This window comes from Streptomyces sp. NPDC026394 (genome assembly GCF_055567735.1).
This window is the reverse complement of the sequence record NZ_JBVHPX010000005.1, coordinates 501,977-516,819: the sequence shown is the minus strand read 5'-3', so window position 1 is coordinate 516,819 and position 14,843 is coordinate 501,977. Positions and strand designations below refer to the sequence as shown.

General features: G+C 71.7%; 14 protein-coding genes and 1 pseudogene. 4 read left to right on the top strand and 11 right to left on the bottom strand.

The genetic code is table 11. The features are described 5' to 3' along the window. Nucleotides 1-846: pseudogene (locus ACZ4QV_RS16030) on the top strand (hypothetical protein); the annotation flags it as partial. Next, nucleotides 843-1,682: a hypothetical protein gene (locus ACZ4QV_RS16025; protein ID WP_361155919.1), complete on the top strand. Its 840-nt coding sequence runs from the start codon at nucleotides 843-845 to the stop codon at nucleotides 1,680-1,682. The pseudogene ACZ4QV_RS16030 and the gene ACZ4QV_RS16025, both read left to right, overlap by 4 nt. 74 nt (nucleotides 1,683-1,756) lie before the next feature. On the opposite strand, the gene ACZ4QV_RS16020 is transcribed toward ACZ4QV_RS16025, so the two are convergent. Both ACZ4QV_RS16020 and ACZ4QV_RS16015 read right to left on the bottom strand, forming a co-directional pair. Then, a complete protein-coding gene (locus ACZ4QV_RS16020) occupies nucleotides 1,757-2,275 on the bottom strand; it encodes a hypothetical protein (RefSeq protein WP_467762979.1) in 519 nt (172 codons plus the stop codon). A 154-nt stretch (nucleotides 2,276-2,429) separates the two neighbouring features. Continuing rightward, nucleotides 2,430-3,788: a peptidase C39 family protein gene (locus ACZ4QV_RS16015; protein ID WP_467762978.1), complete on the bottom strand. Its 1,359-nt coding sequence runs from the start codon at nucleotides 3,786-3,788 to the stop codon at nucleotides 2,430-2,432. 271 nt (nucleotides 3,789-4,059) lie between these two features. Between ACZ4QV_RS16015 and ACZ4QV_RS16010 the strand changes: the two genes are divergently transcribed. Continuing rightward, nucleotides 4,060-4,659 (top strand): uridine kinase family protein, encoded by a 600-nt coding sequence (locus ACZ4QV_RS16010; protein WP_361155928.1) that lies wholly within the window; start codon nucleotides 4,060-4,062, stop codon nucleotides 4,657-4,659. Between the two features lie 463 nt (nucleotides 4,660-5,122). Then, nucleotides 5,123-7,018 carry an AAA family ATPase gene (locus ACZ4QV_RS16005; protein ID WP_361155931.1) on the top strand — a complete coding sequence of 632 codons (1,896 nt, stop codon included), beginning with the start codon at nucleotides 5,123-5,125 and terminating at the stop codon, nucleotides 7,016-7,018. A gap of 173 nt (nucleotides 7,019-7,191) precedes the next feature. Here ACZ4QV_RS16005 and ACZ4QV_RS16000 read toward each other — a convergent pair whose 3' ends face one another. The 9 genes from ACZ4QV_RS16000 to ACZ4QV_RS15960 all read right to left on the bottom strand — a co-directional run bounded on the left by ACZ4QV_RS16000 (nucleotide 7,192) and on the right by ACZ4QV_RS15960 (nucleotide 14,843). Beyond that, the gene (locus tag ACZ4QV_RS16000; protein ID WP_361155934.1) at nucleotides 7,192-8,352 is read right to left on the bottom strand and encodes a hemolysin family protein; all 1,161 of its coding nucleotides are present in this window, start codon (nucleotides 8,350-8,352) and stop codon (nucleotides 7,192-7,194) included. After that, on the bottom strand, nucleotides 8,349-9,695 hold the full coding sequence (locus ACZ4QV_RS15995; RefSeq protein WP_467762977.1) for a hemolysin family protein: 1,347 nt from the start codon (nucleotides 9,693-9,695) through the stop codon (nucleotides 8,349-8,351). The genes ACZ4QV_RS16000 and ACZ4QV_RS15995 overlap by 4 nt, the downstream gene beginning before the upstream one ends. 192 nt (nucleotides 9,696-9,887) lie before the next feature. Beyond that, nucleotides 9,888-10,352, bottom strand: a complete 465-nt coding sequence (locus ACZ4QV_RS15990; protein WP_361155940.1) for a PH domain-containing protein — start codon at nucleotides 10,350-10,352, stop codon at nucleotides 9,888-9,890. A 91-nt stretch (nucleotides 10,353-10,443) separates the two neighbouring features. Beyond that, nucleotides 10,444-11,292, bottom strand: a complete 849-nt coding sequence (gene hisG / locus ACZ4QV_RS15985) for an ATP phosphoribosyltransferase (RefSeq protein ID WP_361155942.1) — start codon at nucleotides 11,290-11,292, stop codon at nucleotides 10,444-10,446. A 77-nt stretch (nucleotides 11,293-11,369) separates the two neighbouring features. Then, nucleotides 11,370-11,642, bottom strand: a complete 273-nt coding sequence (locus ACZ4QV_RS15980; protein ID WP_030017415.1) for a phosphoribosyl-ATP diphosphatase — start codon at nucleotides 11,640-11,642, stop codon at nucleotides 11,370-11,372. Between the two features lie 35 nt (nucleotides 11,643-11,677). Then, the gene (gene ribH, locus ACZ4QV_RS15975) at nucleotides 11,678-12,163 is read right to left on the bottom strand and encodes a 6,7-dimethyl-8-ribityllumazine synthase (RefSeq protein WP_003986918.1); all 486 of its coding nucleotides are present in this window, start codon (nucleotides 12,161-12,163) and stop codon (nucleotides 11,678-11,680) included. Between the two features lie 72 nt (nucleotides 12,164-12,235). Further along, entirely contained in the window at nucleotides 12,236-13,537 is a 1,302-nt protein-coding gene (locus ACZ4QV_RS15970; RefSeq protein WP_361591864.1) for a bifunctional 3,4-dihydroxy-2-butanone-4-phosphate synthase/GTP cyclohydrolase II, read from the bottom strand. After that, the gene (locus ACZ4QV_RS15965; protein ID WP_361639462.1) at nucleotides 13,534-14,187 is read right to left on the bottom strand and encodes a nicotinamide mononucleotide transporter family protein; all 654 of its coding nucleotides are present in this window, start codon (nucleotides 14,185-14,187) and stop codon (nucleotides 13,534-13,536) included. Before ACZ4QV_RS15965 ends, ACZ4QV_RS15970 begins: the two co-directional genes overlap by 4 nt. Further along, the gene (locus ACZ4QV_RS15960) at nucleotides 14,184-14,843 is read right to left on the bottom strand and encodes a riboflavin synthase (RefSeq protein ID WP_361639464.1); all 660 of its coding nucleotides are present in this window, start codon (nucleotides 14,841-14,843) and stop codon (nucleotides 14,184-14,186) included. The genes ACZ4QV_RS15965 and ACZ4QV_RS15960 overlap by 4 nt, the downstream gene beginning before the upstream one ends.

Here is a 14,843-nt window from a genome sequence, read left to right as displayed (position 1 = left end):
ATCGCCGGGACCGTCCTGGCCACCGCGGCCATCGGTGGCGTGGAAGCCATCACCGTCGATGTCGTGGTGGCCCAGGGCGGCCGCAACCTGCTCGGCGAGCAGAAGGGCGTCAACCTCGCCGAAATCCAGGACGCCGGCACCTCCGGCCTCCTCCTGGGCGGCGCCTTCGGCGGAGCCGCCCGCGGCGCCAGGGCCATCGGGGAAGCCGGGGGCGTCAAAAACGTCCTGGGCCACATGAAGCTGGACAGCTTCCGCAACCTCAAGAACCCACTGCGCGACTTCGAGATAACACTGCCCAACGTGGGCGGCCCGCGCCTGGCAATGGCCGACATCGGTCCTGTCGGGCCGACCGGACGTCCACTGCTGCGCAACACCACCGGATCAGGCGGTTCCGGAGGCCGGTCCACCTGGGAGGCCGGTCAAGATGTCGCAGGAGCCGCCAGGGGCAAGACGCTCAAGGCCCCGCACCCCCGGCACACCTGGGGCGGAATCAAACGAGGTCCGGCCAAGGAAGACAACACGGTCATCCTGCCGGGGTACAACCAAGCAGTGAAAGACGAGATATCGGAGATAGCAGCCGGAAAAGCCGCATGGAATGCGGAACGGCAGGTCTACGAAATCAACGGACGCTCTTACGCAGTGGAACCCTCCGGTACCGTATTCCCCGTCTCGGGCCCCGGATTCACCAACCTGAGCCGCGCCGAATACGGCGCCCTGGGCGCCATCATGCGCGCCAACGGCGATGTGGCTCAGTGCGAGAAGTTCTTCGCCAATGCCAAGCAGTTCCAGAACGAGCCCAACGCCGTTCAGACAGCGATCGACCTGTATAGGATGTACCAGCTATGATGTGCACCCTGCTGACAACCGGGGACGGAGTTCCGGGACGCATTGCCCCGACTCTGGCGGATTTCTTCGGTGTCCCCGTCCCGGACGTTGACGTCTGTGATGCCTGGGACCTCGAGAACCGGAACTGGGAAGCCTCCGTCACCTGTGAGTACATGGCACTGGACGGGGACCTGAAGTGGTCGCTGGCCATCACCTCCGGCGATACACCGCATCTTTCCGAAGAGCAGCTTGCGCTGGCTGTAGCGCGGTCGCTCCGTGTCGATGTCATTTTTCCGTCCGACTACCCGGACATCTCGTGGATCGACCGCGTCGCGACCCCCGCAGGCGAGGTGGGCTACGTCAACACCGTCGAAGAAGAGGGCGAGCTCCCCCGGTGGACCGTTGCCGTCTCCGAGGTCTCCGTCCCCGCATTCCCCCACGCCGAAGTCCGGCGCATTCCAGAGATCATCAAGCCTCTGCAACTGCCGACGCCGCTCACCGACGCCTGCGTCCCCGACGGGAACATGTGGCGAGACGCCGTCTGGCCGCTGCTGAACTGGGAACGTCTCACCGCTCGCATGGGAGCTGATTGGCCCCCTTCCGGGTGGTATCCGGTCAGCATGTACATCGAGGACCTGGAACTGCGCGATCAGGTGCCCGGAGTGATCGCGCAGTTGCCCGCCGAGATGCAGCGGCCCGTGCAGGCAGCACTGGAGCAGGTCGACCAGGCCTATCACCGGCTGACCACCGAGGACGGCGGAGCGGGTCTCGCGGCGGCTGCGGAGTCGTCCTTCGCCGGTCGGGCCTGGTACTGGCACCGGCGCCCGTCCAACCCGCCGTGGGGCAAGGCGGATTAGGACGGCCTCCGCCCCGCCCTGGCCGGCTGCCCCCACGCACGCCCGGCGGGCCCCGGCCCGCCCCGGCCATCCGTCTACGGCCGGAGTACCTCCGTGTGGATGGCGAGTTTGAACTGGGCGTGCGTGATCGCGGCGGGGACCTTGGTGTCGCCGGGGCCGCGGGCGGAGATTTTCAGGCCGACGGGCGTGCCCGGGTGGACGAACATCTGCCACAGGTATGTCTTGTACTGCCCGCCGCCGGTCTTCCACGTGTCGGTGGTGCCCGTCGAGTCGTAGCCGGGGCCGAGCGGGTCGCGTACGAAGCGTGCCCGGTACTCGTTCGGACGGTCGTCCGCCTCCCAGAAGACCATCGCGGACAGCAGTCCCCAGCCCTCGTGGCTGGGCCAGATCAGGCCCGACCGGGCGTCCGGGAACGTCGACGGCGTGCCGCCTCCGTTGGCCGGGTCGTGCATCTTCCACGGGTCGTACGACTCGTCGCCCGCTCCGTACGGAAAGCGCACCAGGTGGTACCCGTCACTGTCGTACGAGATCTTCTGCGACCCGGCCCCGTGTTTCTCCGCGTCCCAGAGCAGCGAACACACCACGACGGACATCTGTTGTCCCTCCCTCAACTCCCGACGGCGGGAGCCCCGTCGACCCCGCCCGGTCCATTGCGCCACAGGTGTCGCCCCGCGCGGTAGACGGCGGGCGGCACCGGGCCGGCGCTCTGCGGCCGGGCGGGAGGAGGCGGGAAGCGGAGTGCGAGGGTCAGGTGATGCCGACGATGGCCAGGGCGTGGCGTTGGGCCGCGGTGACCTCGGTGGGGAAGTACACGTAGCAGATGCCGCCGGTGCCGCTGACGATCTTGCCCTCGGCGTTCTTGCGTTTGGTCCGGAGCCAGATGTTCTCGAACTGGCGGCGCTTGTAGACGCGGCGGACCGCGGCGTTGGTCGGCGAGTTGGGGTCGTTGGCGACGACGTCACCGGTGCGGGTGAAGCCGACGACGGTCATCAGGTGGCCGGCCGTGCCGTAGCCCGCGCCGGTCAGTTCGGGGGCCAGGAAGGACTGCGAGGTGATCACGGGGATGCCCGCCTGGACCAGGGTCTCGGCGTCGGAGAGGGTGCGCAGCCGGGTGACGACGGCCTCCATGTCCTGGTACGTGGCCGCGTAAGCCGTGTTGAACGGCCAGTTGCCGCAGCCCTCGTACTGGTAGTCGAAGGTGTAGCGGGCGGCGTGGCAGACCTGGGGGTCGGCGTAGGCGGGGTTGACCCAGGCCAGGTCGGCCGCGGTGGGCTTGCGGCCCCAGTACTCGATGATCATCTGGGAGGAGGTGGGGCTGCACCACGCCTCGCCCCCGTTGTCGTACTCCGGGTACTGCCCCTTGTGGGTCTCCTGCGAGTACCGCGGCACGACCAGCTCGCGGCCGGTCGCGACGCCCGGCTTGGAGGCCGGCACGTCGAAGCGGTCGGGGATGTCGGAGCCCATCAGGCCCAGCCGCCACACCGTGGGCGTCTGCGTTGTGCCGGGCTTCCGGTAGAGCGTGACGCGCAGTTCGTACGAGGCCAGCCGCAGGCCGCTCGCCGGGGCGTCGATCGCGAAGGTGTCGGTGGAGATGCTGCTCCGGCCGTCCTTCTGGCCGTCGACGGAGGTACGACGGATGTCGCCGTCCCCGGAGGCCCAGCGGCCCATGACGTACCACGGGGTCCGTACGCCGTCGCCGTACGTGCCGCGCAGCTCGACGGCGATCCAGGTCCCGGCGGGCGTCTGGGCGTTCCAGGAGACGACGGCTTCGGTGGACGGGACCTTGAGCGTACGGGCCGGGGAGGTCCAGACGGCGTACTCCCAGGCCGCGGTCGTACCGGTGTGCGGATCACGGTAGTCGGCGGTGCCGGCCGGGCGGTCGATCACCACGCCCGGGCGGCGCCCGTCGGCCACCCGGGTGCCGTTCGCGACACCCTGGTTCCAGTCGGCTGCGGTGTGCCAGGCTCGGTAGTCCACGAGACGCTTCGCCTTCGGTGCGGCGGACGGTGCGGAAGGGGTGGCGGCGTGCGCCAGCGGGGTGGCCGCGCCTGCCGCGGCGGCGAGGGCGGCGGCCAGAACGGTACGCCGGGGCGTGGGTCTGCTCATGGTGGAGTCCCCCAGTCGGATGCGAAGGATTGAGCCAGGAGAACGGTGGAGCTCAACTATTCCCCCGCACCCACCCTTCGGCCAGCCGTTCGTCGCGCGTCGCCGCAGGGATCAGCAGTTTGCGGCAGTGGAGGGCGGCCGTACAGGGGCACGGACGGCCCGCCGGAGTGGCGGTGCGGAGGCGACCGTGGGTCCGCGGGCCCGCACCTCGCGTACCGGTAATCTTGCAGCATCTCAACCGTCTCACCCGTCACAGCAGACAGGCAGCAGCGTGCGTCAAGAGCCGATCCCGCCCGGCCTCGCCGGCCGGCTGCGCGCACTGCCCCCGTCCTGCGGCCCCGTCCGGCTGATCGCGGTGGACGGACACGCCGGGTCCGGCAAGAGCACCTTCGCGCGGCATCTGGCCACGGCGCTCGGCGGCGCCCCGGTCGTCCGTCTGGACGACATCGCGACCCACGACGAGCTGTTCGCATGGACGGAGCGGTTCCGTACCGAGGTCCTGGAACCGCTGGCCCGGGGAGAGCACGCGCGCTACGGGGTGTACGACTGGGAGCGCAGGGAGTTCACCGCGCGCCGGGAGCTGGCACCGGCGCACGCCGTCGTCGTGGAGGGTGTCGGCGCGGGCCGCCGCGCACTGCGCCCGTACCTGGCGTGCCTGCTGTGGATGGAACTGACGGCGTGTCACTCCTGGGAACGCGGGCGACGGCGGGACGGTCCGGCCCAGGCCGCCTTCTGGGATGACTGGATCCCGGCGGAGCGCGCCCATTTCGCGGCGGACCCCTCACGTCCGCACGCCGGCCTGCTGGTACGGGCGCGCACCGAGGGGTACGAGGTGCTGCCGGGGCCCGGTGAGGCGTGCGGTACCCCCTGAATCATCACCGTACGTGACGGACCACGGCCGGTACGCAGATCGTCGCCCTGCGCGTACCGCCGACTGCCTCAACTCGGCTTGACCTGGGGGGCGTACAGGACTTACGTTCTCAATGTGCGGTTCTGACGGACCGCCCGCAGACGCGAAGCCCCCGGTTGTTCCCCCGTGATCGGGGGCTTCGTTCTGTGCCCGGGCGCCCAGCGCGCGCCGCGCGCCGTCCGCCTCCTCACCCTATGTCACCGCTCCCTTCGCGCCGCGGAGCCTCGGCTTCCCCTGCTCCGCCCTCTTCGGCCTGCACCGATACCGCAGGTACGATGCGAGTCCGTGCCACCGAAGGACGCAGTCGAAGAGCAGCCGGGGGCGACCTGCAACTGCCGCCCCGAGCACGCCGGTTCGTTCGAACACGCTGTGGCCTGGCACTCGCCCGGCGGCACACCACGGGGGACGTTTTGTGGGGGACGTGATGGATTTCGGCACCCAGGGCACACACGCCCCGGCCGAACTCGCCTGGCTGCGCGCGGTGGACGCCTACACGGTAGGCGCGTACCCGCAGGCCGAGGAGGAGTTCCGGGCCGCGGTGCGGATGGACCCGACGATGGCCGACGGCTGGCTCGGCCTGCACGCACTGCGTGCGGACACCTCGACCGCGCTGCTGCACATGCACCGGCACCGCGACCGGTTCGGGGAACAGCGGGCCCGGCACCGACGCACACTCAATTCCTGGTACTGGCTGGGCTGGTGGGTCCAGCCGGTGCTGGAGACCGGCCGCGACCTGCTGCTGGCGTACGCCTCGCACTGGCTCGACGGCCGCCATGTCGCGGAGCTGGACCAGGCCTTGGCGGGCTGCCCGCCGGTGGACACCGACCCGCAGGTGCGCTTCCTGCACGCCTGCCGCGCCTATCTCGTCAAGGACTGGGACCAGCTCGTACGGCACACCGAGCCGCTGCTCGACGATCCGCTGCTGGGCATCGAGGCCGGACTGTTCGGCGGCATGGCACGGGTGCGCCAGGAGATGTTCGGGCAGGCCGAGCCGCTGCTGGCGGCCGCCCTGATGCGCTGCCGCAGCGAGCAGCCGCAGCGCAAGGAGCTGCGGTACTGGCTCGCCCGGGCCCACGAGGGCACCGGCCGCAGCGCCGCCGCGCTGCCGCTGTACCGCTCCGTGCACCGGGTCGACCCGGCGTTCATGGACACCGCGGCACGGCTCGCGGCCATCGCCGAGGGGGACGGTCTGGAGGAGGGCACCGACCTCGCGGCCGTGACCGCCGGCTTCGGCCAGGAGGCGGGCGGCGATCTCGACCCGCTCTCCCCGCTCGACCCGGTGGACGGCCGGGAGCTGCTGGCCGCGACCGACCCGGAGGGCCCGGACGGCGACCTGGCGGGCGGTTCGCCGGGGGACGCGGGACCGGCCGTACGGGAGAAGGCGGTGCTCGGCGGTCCGCGCCGCTCGGACCGGCTGCCGGCCGGCCCGTCCGACCCGGTGCTGCTGGAGAAGGCGCTCGCCGAACTGGAGCGGATGGTCGGTCTGGAGCCGGTGAAGCGTCAGGTCAGGGCGCTGTCCGCGCAGTTGCGGATGGCACGCCTGCGAGCGGGCCAGGGCCTTCCGGTACAGCCGCCGAAACGACACTTCGTCTTCTCCGGCCCGTCCGGCACCGGCAAGACCACCGTGGCCCGGATACTCGGCCGGGTGTTCTACGCCCTCGGCCTGCTCGGCGGCGATCATCTGGTCGAGGCGCAACGGGCCGACCTGGTCGGGGAGTTCCTGGGGCAGACCGCCGTGAAGGCCAACGAGCTGATCGACTCGGCGCTGGGCGGGGTGCTGTTCGTGGACGAGGCGTACAGCCTCTCGAACTCCGCGTACAGCAAGGGCGACGCGTACGGCGACGAGGCCCTTCAGGTCCTCCTCAAGCGGGCCGAGGACAACCGCGACCGGCTCGTCGTCATCCTGGCCGGCTACCCGGAGGGCATGGACCGCCTGCTGGCCGCCAACCCCGGCCTGTCCTCGCGCTTCACCTCGCGCGTCGACTTCCCGAGCTACCGGCCGCCGGAGCTGACCGCCATCGGTGAGGTGCTGGCCGCCGAGAACGGCGACCACTGGGACGAGGAGTCGCTGGAGGAGCTGCGCAGCATCAGCGCGCACGTCGTCGGCCAGGGCTGGATCGACGAACTGGGCAACGGCCGGTTCCTGCGCACGCTGTACGAGAAGAGCTGCGCCTACCGTGACCTGCGGCTGTCCACCTGGTCCGGCGCACCGTCCCGCGACGACCTGGCCACCCTGCGGCTGCCGGACCTGATGCAGGCGTACGGCGAGGTGCTCTCGGGGCGCGGCCCGGTGACCGGACCGGAGGCGCCGCCGCTCTGACACGAAGCGGCAGGCGTCCAACTGCGCAAGCTACGCCGTTGAACCGGACATGTCCTGCTCGTCCACGCGCGGTCGCCGCTTCCGACACGGACCGCCTCCGGCGCGTACTGCCGCCCGCAGAAACGATGTGAGCCCGCGGACCACCGCGGGCTCACACCGTCGTCACGGCCGGGTCACCCCGCCAGCGCCCGGTCCTCCCGGGTGGCCGGTCCCGCCGCGGTGCGCGGACCGGAGAGCCGGTCGCCGGGCACTTCGGGGACACGGGTGCCCTGCGCGCCGCCGAAGGGCGGTACGGCGGGCAGTTCCTGCCGGTGCGCCGGGTCGCGCACCTCCCCCACCAGCTTCTCCAGCACGTCCTCCAGCGCGACCAGCCCCAGCACCCGCCCGGTCGCGTCCGCGACGGCGGCCAGGTGGGAGGCGGAGCGGCGCATGGCGGTCAGGGCGTCGTCCAGGGGAAGTTCGGCGCGCAGTGTCGTCATCGGGTGCCAGATGTGCTGTGGCACCGCGCGGTCGCCCTCCTCCAGGTCCAGTACGTCCTTGACGTGCAGGTAGCCCATGTAGGCGCCGCCCGGCGCGGACACCGGGAAGCGGGAGTAGCCGGTCTTGACGGTCAGCTCCTCGACCCGGCGCGGTGTGACGGTCGGGTCGACCGTGACCAGCCCGGCCGGGTCCAGGAGGACGTCGGTGACGGGCCGGCTGCCCAGTTCCAGCGCGTCGGAGAGGCGTTCCTGTTCGGCGGGGGCCAGCAGGCCGGCCTGCTTGGAGTCCTCGACGAGGTCGGTGAGCTGCTGGCTCGTGAAGACCGCCTCGACCTCGTCCTTCGGCTCGACACGGAACAGCCGCAGGACGCCGCGGGCGCACGCCCCGAGCAGCGCGGTGACCGGGCGGCACAGCCGGGCGAAGGCGACCAGGCCGGGGCTGAACCACAGCGCGGTCTTCTCCGGCGCGGCCATCGCCAGGTTCTTCGGGACCATCTCGCCGATGACGAGGTGGAGGAAGACCACCGCGGCCAGGGCTATGACGTAGCCGAGGGGGTGGATCAGCGGCTCGGGCAGGCGGGCCGCGTGGAAGAGGGGCTCCAGGAGGCGGGCGACGGTCGGTTCGGCGACCGCGCCGAGCGTCAGGGAGCAGACGGTGATGCCGAACTGGGCCGCCGCCATCATCTGGGGCAGGTTCTCCAGGCCGTGCAGCACCTTGCGGGCCCGTTTGGAGCCCGCGGTGGCCAGCGGTTCGATCTGGCTGCGGCGCACCGAGACGAGCGCGAACTCGGCGCCCACGAAGAACCCGTTGACCAGGACCAGGAAGACGGCGAAGAGGAGTTGCAGAAAGCTCACCGGGCCACCTCCGCCGGCGTCGGTGCGGGTGCCGCGGCGCCCGCGGTCCGTATGATCCGGACCCGCTCGGCGCGGTGGTGGGACACCAGCCGCACCCGCAGCCGCCAGCCGTCCAGCTCGGCGGTGTCACCGGGGGCGGGCACCCGCCCGAGTATCTGGGCCACCAGGCCCGCCACCGTCTCGTACGGGCCGTCGGGCGTGTCCAGGCCGATCCGCCGCAGGGTGTCGACCCGGCAGCCGCCGTCGGCGTCCCACGCGGGGCGGCCGTCCTCGGGCGGCGCCTGGGCCAGCTCGGGGAGATCGATCCGGTCGTGCTCGTCGCGGACCTCGCCGACCAGTTCCTCGACGATGTCCTCCAGGGTGACCACGCCCGCCGTGCCGCCGTACTCGTCGACCACCACGGCTATCGGCTGCTCGCTGCGCAGCCGTTCCAGCAGCGGCTGCACCGGCAGCGTCGCCGGGACCAGGAGCGGCGGTACGGCGATCCGGGCCGCCGGGGTGCGCAGCCGGTCGTGCTCGGGCACCGCGAGGGCGTCCTTGAGGTGCACCATGCCCACCACCTCGTCGAGCCGGGTGTGGTAGACGGGGAAGCGGGACAGGCCGGTGGCGCGGGTGAGGTTGAGGACGTCCTCGGCGGTCGCGGACGACTGGAGGGCGCTGACCCGTACCCGCGGGGTCATCACGTTCTCGGCGGTCAGCCCGCCGAGGGAGAGGGTGCGCACGAACAGGTCGGCGGTGTCCTGCTCGATCACCCCGGCGCGGGCCGAGTGGTGGGCGAGCGAGACCAGTTCGCCGGGGGTGCGGGCGGAGGCCAGCTCGTCGGTCGGCTCCACGCCCAGGGCCCGTACGAGCCGGTTGGCGACGGTGTTCAGCAGGGAGATCACCGGGCGGAAGAACCGCGAGAAGGCGCCCTGCGGGCACGCGACGAAGCGGGCGACCTGGAGCGGCTTGGAGACCGCCCAGTTCTTGGGCACCAGTTCGCCGAGGACCATCTGCACGGCGGAGGCCAGCAGCATCCCGATGACGACGGCGATGCCGGGTACGGCACCGACCGGCAGCCCGGTGGCGGTCAGCGGCCCGGACAGCAGACGGGCCAGGGCGGGCTCGGCGAGCATGCCGACCACCAGGGAGGTGATGGTGATGCCGAGCTGGGTGCCGGAGAGCTGGAAGGAGAGTTCGCGCAGCGCGCCGACGACGGTGCGGGCGCGCCGGTCCCCTTCGGCGGCGGCCCGTTCGGCCTCCGCCTTCTCCACGGTGACCAGGCCGAACTCGGCGGCCACGAAGAAGCCGTTGGCGAGGATCAGGACGAGGGCGGCCGCGAGCAGCAGCAGTGTGGCGGTCATGCCGCCGCCTCCGTGGAGGGGAACTCCCGTTGCTGCGGGGGTTCCGGTGGAGGGGCGGCGCAGGTACTACCGGACGATCCGTCCATTGCTGGAGGGAGTCACTCCTCATGTTGCAGGGGCCCGCTGGCGGGGCGGGGCGCGGGGCGCGCCCCGGGAACCAGGGTAATCAGCAGGGCCGGGGTGCGGGCAGGGTCACCGGGCCGGCTGGTCTCCGGTGCCGTGGTTCTCGGCGAGCGCCCGCAGCGTACGGGCGTCGCGAATGGCCTGGTCGCGCGCGATGCCGGGCTGGATGCCCATCGCGGGCAGGCTGGTGCCGTCGGCCAGGTCCAGGTGGACCCAGGGGTCGCCCTGGCGCAGGTTGACCCGCAGCACCTGGGCCCAGGCCAGCTCGCGCTTGGTGGTCAGGTTGACGACCGTGATGCCCTGCTGGTGGGCGACCACCTTGGGGCGGGCGAGCAGCAGCAGGACGCCCAGGATGATCAGTCCGGTGAACACGAAGCTGATCCGCTCGCCGCCGCCCAGGTTCGGCAGCAGGACGGCGATCACCGTCAGCACGGCGAGCTGGGCGATGCCGACGCCGTACAGGACGGCACGGGTGCGGCCCGGCCGGAAGGTCACCGGGAGGGCGGGCAGGGGCGCGGATGCGGGCGCGGACACGTCGCTGGGCTCTTTCGTACGGGCCGCCGGCGCGGGCCGGCGGCGGGTGTGGCCGCCGCCCGTCGGCGGCGGCCGGGCCGCCTGGCCTGGGTCAGAGGCGGCAGGCGTGGATGCCGGTGGTCAGGATGGCGCGGGCGCCCAGCTCGTACAGCTCGTCCATGATGCGCTGGGCGTCCTTGGACGGGACCATCGAGCGGACCGCGACCCAGCCCTCGTGGTGCAGCGGGGAGACGGTCGGCGACTCCAGGCCCGGGGTGAGGGCGACGGCCTTCTCGACGTGCTCGACGCGGATGTCGTAGTCCATCATCACGTAGCGCCGGGCGACCAGGACGCCCTGCATCCGGCGGAGGAACTGACGGACCTTCGGGTCGTCCTCGGGCGCGCCCTTGCCGCGGATGACGACCGCCTCGGACTTCAGGATCGGCTCGCCGATGATCTCCAGCCCGGCGTTGCGCAGGGTGGTGCCGGTCTCCACGACATCGGCGATGATCTCGGCGACGCCCAACTGGATGGCGGTCTCCACGGCGCCGTCCAGGTGGACGACGGAGGCGTTCACGCCGTGGTCGGCGAGGTGCCGGGTGACCAGTCCGGAGAAGGACGTGGCGACCGTCATGCCGCCGAAGTCGGTGACCTCCTCGGCCGTGCCCGGGCGGGTGGCGTAGCGGAAGGTCGAACCGGCGAAGCCGAGCTGCATGATCTCCTCGGCCTGCGCGCCGGAGTCGAGCAGCAGGTCGCGGCCGGTGATGCCGATGTCCAGCTTGCCGGAGCCGACGTACACCGCGATGTCGCGCGGGCGCAGGAAGAAGAACTCGACCTCGTTCTCCGCGTCGACCAGGACCAGTTCCCTGCGGTCCTTGCGCTGGCGGTAGCCGGCCTCATGGAGCATCGCCGACGCAGGCTCGGACAGTGAACCCTTGTTCGGGACGGCGATGCGCAGCATGAGAACGACTTCCTTCGTGCGGGAGGGGGTGAGGGGGGAACAGGAGAAAAGGAGTGGTGCGGGGGCCGGGCGACGGCTCAGAGATGGGCGTACACGTCGTCGAGGGAGATGCCCTTGGCGACCATCATCACCTGAAGGTGGTACAGGAGCTGGGAGATCTCCTCGGCGGCGGCCTCGTCGGACTCGTACTCCGCGGCCATCCAGACCTCGGCGGCCTCCTCGACGACCTTCTTGCCGATCGCATGGACGCCGGAGCTGACCAGCTCGGCGGTGCGGGAGGTGGCGGGGTCGCCGGTGGCGGCCTTCTGCTGGAGCTCGGCGAAGAGCTCCTCGAACGTCTTCTTGGACATGATGTGACCCACCCTACGCGGTCGCCCGGCCGCGCTCAGCGCCAGGGCTCGGCGACGGTGCGCAGCGTCGCGGCGGTGGCGACGGCCGCGGTCACCGCCTCGTGGCCCTTGTCCTCGGTGGAGCCGAAGATCCCGGCCCGGTCCAGGGCCTGCTCCTCGGTGTCGCAGGTCAGCACGCCGAACCCGATCGGTACGCCGGTGTCGACGCTGACCTGCGTCAGGCCCTGGGTGACGCCCTGGCACACGTAGTCGAAGTGCGGGGTGCCGCCCCGGATGACGACGCCGAGCGCCACGATCGCGTCGTAGCCGCGGCCGGCCAGGACCTTGGCGACCACCGGCAGCTCGAAGCTGCCGGGCACGCGCAGCAGCGTCGGCTCGTCGATGCCCAGCTCGGAGAGGGCGCGCAGGGCGCCGTCCACCAGGCCGTCCATCACCTTCTCGTGCCACTGGGCGGCGATGACGGCCACCCGCAGGTCGCCACAGTTCTTCACGGACAGTTCGGGTGCGCCCTTGCCGCTCACGGTTCTGGTCTCCTCGTGGTCCGGTGCTCGTGTACGTACGTGGTGGGACGGCCGGGCCCCGGCCGCGCGGTCCTACTGGTTGCCGCAGGCCGACGCGCGGTCCGCGTCGAGCCAGGGCAGGTCGTGCCCCATCCGGTCCCGCTTGGTACGCAGGTACCGCAGGTTGTGCTCGCCCGCCTGTACGGGCATCGGCTCCCGGCCGAGGACCTTGAGTCCGTGCCGGACCAGTGCCTCGGTCTTCTCCGGGTTGTTGGTCATCAGCCGCAGCGAGCGCACGCCGAGGTCGGCGAGCACCTGGGCCCCGGCGCCGTAGTCCCGGGCGTCGGCGGGCAGCCCCAGCTCCAGGTTGGCGTCGAGGGTGTCGCGGCCGCGCTCTTGCAGCTCGTACGCGCGCAGCTTGGACAGCAGCCCGATGCCGCGCCCCTCGTGGCCGCGCAGGTAGATCACCACGCCGCGGCCCGCCTCCGAGACGCGCCGCAGCGACTCCTCCAGCTGGGGGCCGCAGTCGCAGCGCAGCGAGTGGAAGATGTCGCCGGTCAGGCACTCGGAGTGGACCCGCACCAGGACGTCCTCGCCGTCACCGATCTCGCCGGCGACCAGCGCGATGTGCTCGACGCCGTCGACGGTGGAGCGGTAACCGTACGCGGTGAACTCGCCGTGGCGGGTGGGCAGCCGGGTCTCGGCCTCACGCCGGACGGTGGGCTCGGAGCTGCGGCGGTACGCGATCAGGTCCTCGATGGAGATGATCGACAGGCCGTGCTTGCGGGCGAACGGCACCAGCTCGGGCAGCCGCAGCATCGTGCCGTCCTCGCCGGCGATCTCCACGATGGCGGCGGCGGGCCGCAGTCCGGCCAGCCGGGCGAGGTCCACACCGGCCTCGGTGTGGCCGTTGCGGGCCAGTACGCCGCCCTCGCGGGCGCGCAGCGGGAAGATGTGGCCGGGGCGTACGAAGTCGGCCGGCCCGGCCTCGCCGGAGGCGAGCAGGCGCAGGGTGGTGGCGCGGTCGGCGGCGGAGATGCCGGTGCTGACGCCGTGTGCCGAGGTGGCGTCGACGGAGACGGTGAACGCGGTGCGCATCGACTCGGTGTTGTGCTCGACCATCTGCGGCAGGGCGAGGCGGTCCAGTTCGGCGCCCTCCATGGGGGCGCAGATCAGGCCGCGGCACTCGCTCATCATGAAGGCGAGGATCTCGGGGGTGGCCCGTTCGGCGGCGACGATGAGGTCGCCCTCGTTCTCGCGGTTCTCGTCGTCCACGACCACGACCGGGCGGCCGGCGGCGATGTCGGCGACGGCCTGCTCGACGGGGTCCAGGGCGAGGACGGCGTCACGCTCGACGGCACCCTCGGGGTCGTACCAGCTCTGCAGTGCGGTCATGCCGCCGCTCCTTCCAGGACGGGCTGCGGATTCGTACGGGAGCGCAGCCACCAGTCGCGCAGGCCCCACAGGACGAGGCCGAGGTAGACGACGTAGACCAGGCCGGAGAAGGCCAGGCCGCTGCTGAAGGCGAGGGGGACGCCCACGATGTCGACGAGCAGCCAGGCGAACCAGAACTCGACCAGGCCGCGGGCCTGGGCGACCATCGCCGCGAGGGTGCCGACGAAGATGTACGCGTCGGGCCAGGGGTTCCAGGACAGTTGCGGCAGCAGGGCGAACAGCGAGCCGACGGCGGCGGTGCCGACCGCCGTGCCGGCGAGCAGGAGTCCGCGTTCGCGCCAGGTGGCGAAGCGTACGGCGATGGAGCCGTCCTGGGCCTGCTGCCGGCCACGCTGCCACTGCCGCCAGCCCCACAGCGCCACGCCGATGACCAGCAGTTGCTTGCCGACGCCGCCGCTGAGGTGGGCGTAGGCGTACGCGGAGACCAGGATCAGGCCGGACAGGAACTGGGCGGGCCAGGTCCATATGGAGCGCCGCCAGCCGAAGGCGAGGGCGGCCAGGCCGATGCTGTTGCCGATCATGTCGGACCAGATGACGTGCTGGCCGAAGGCGGTGAAGGCCGGGCCGTTCAGCCAGCCGAGGGGGTTCACCGCAGGCTCTCTTCCCCGGCCGCGACGGCCGTCGTGGTGTCCCGGCCCCGGTCCTGGTCGCGGCCCGCGCCCTGGCCCAGCAGCCGTTCGACGTACTTGGCCAGGACGTCGACCTCCAGGTTGACCGGGTCGCCGGGCTGCTTGATACCGAGGGTGGTCAGGGCGAGGGTGGTGGGGATGAGGCTGATGGTGAAGAAGTCGTCGCCCGCGTCCACGACGGTGAGGCTCACGCCGTCGACGGTGACGGAGCCTTTCTCCACGACGTAACGGTCGAGTCCGGCGGGCAGTGCGATTTCGACGATCTCCCAGTGCTCCCCGGGCGTCCGCGAGACGATGGTGCCGGTGCCGTCCACGTGGCCCTGGACGAGGTGGCCGCCGAGGCGTCCGCCCAGCGCCATCGGGCGTTCGAGGTTGACCCGTGAGCCGGGGACGAGCGCGCCCAGGCTGGAGCGGCCGAGCGTCTCGGCCATCACGTCGGCGGTGAAGGTGCCCGCGCCGGTTTCCACGACGGTCAGACAGACGCCGTTGACGGCGATCGAGTCGCCGTGCTTCGCGTCCTCGGTGACGAGCGGGCCGCGCAGGGTGAACCGGGAGCTGTCACCGAGGTTCTCGACGGCGGCGACCTCACCCAGTTCTTCGACGATTCCGGTGAACAC

Excerpts from the sequence above, each read along its gene's own strand:
- ACZ4QV_RS16025 (WP_361155919.1), top strand. The coding sequence starts at position 843 with ATGATGTGCACCCTGCTGACAACCGGGGACGGAGTTCCGGGACGCATT.
- ACZ4QV_RS16020 (WP_467762979.1), bottom strand. The coding sequence starts at position 2,275 with ATGTCCGTCGTGGTGTGTTCGCTGCTCTGGGACGCGGAGAAACACGGG.
- ACZ4QV_RS16015 (WP_467762978.1), bottom strand. The coding sequence starts at position 3,788 with ATGAGCAGACCCACGCCCCGGCGTACCGTTCTGGCCGCCGCCCTCGCC.
- ACZ4QV_RS16005 (WP_361155931.1), top strand. The coding sequence starts at position 5,123 with ATGGATTTCGGCACCCAGGGCACACACGCCCCGGCCGAACTCGCCTGG.
- ACZ4QV_RS15995 (WP_467762977.1), bottom strand. The coding sequence starts at position 9,695 with ATGACCGCCACACTGCTGCTGCTCGCGGCCGCCCTCGTCCTGATCCTC.
- hisG (WP_361155942.1), bottom strand. The coding sequence starts at position 11,292 with ATGCTGCGCATCGCCGTCCCGAACAAGGGTTCACTGTCCGAGCCTGCG.
- ACZ4QV_RS15980 (WP_030017415.1), bottom strand. The coding sequence starts at position 11,642 with ATGTCCAAGAAGACGTTCGAGGAGCTCTTCGCCGAGCTCCAGCAGAAG.
- ACZ4QV_RS15970 (WP_361591864.1), bottom strand. The coding sequence starts at position 13,537 with ATGACCGCACTGCAGAGCTGGTACGACCCCGAGGGTGCCGTCGAGCGT.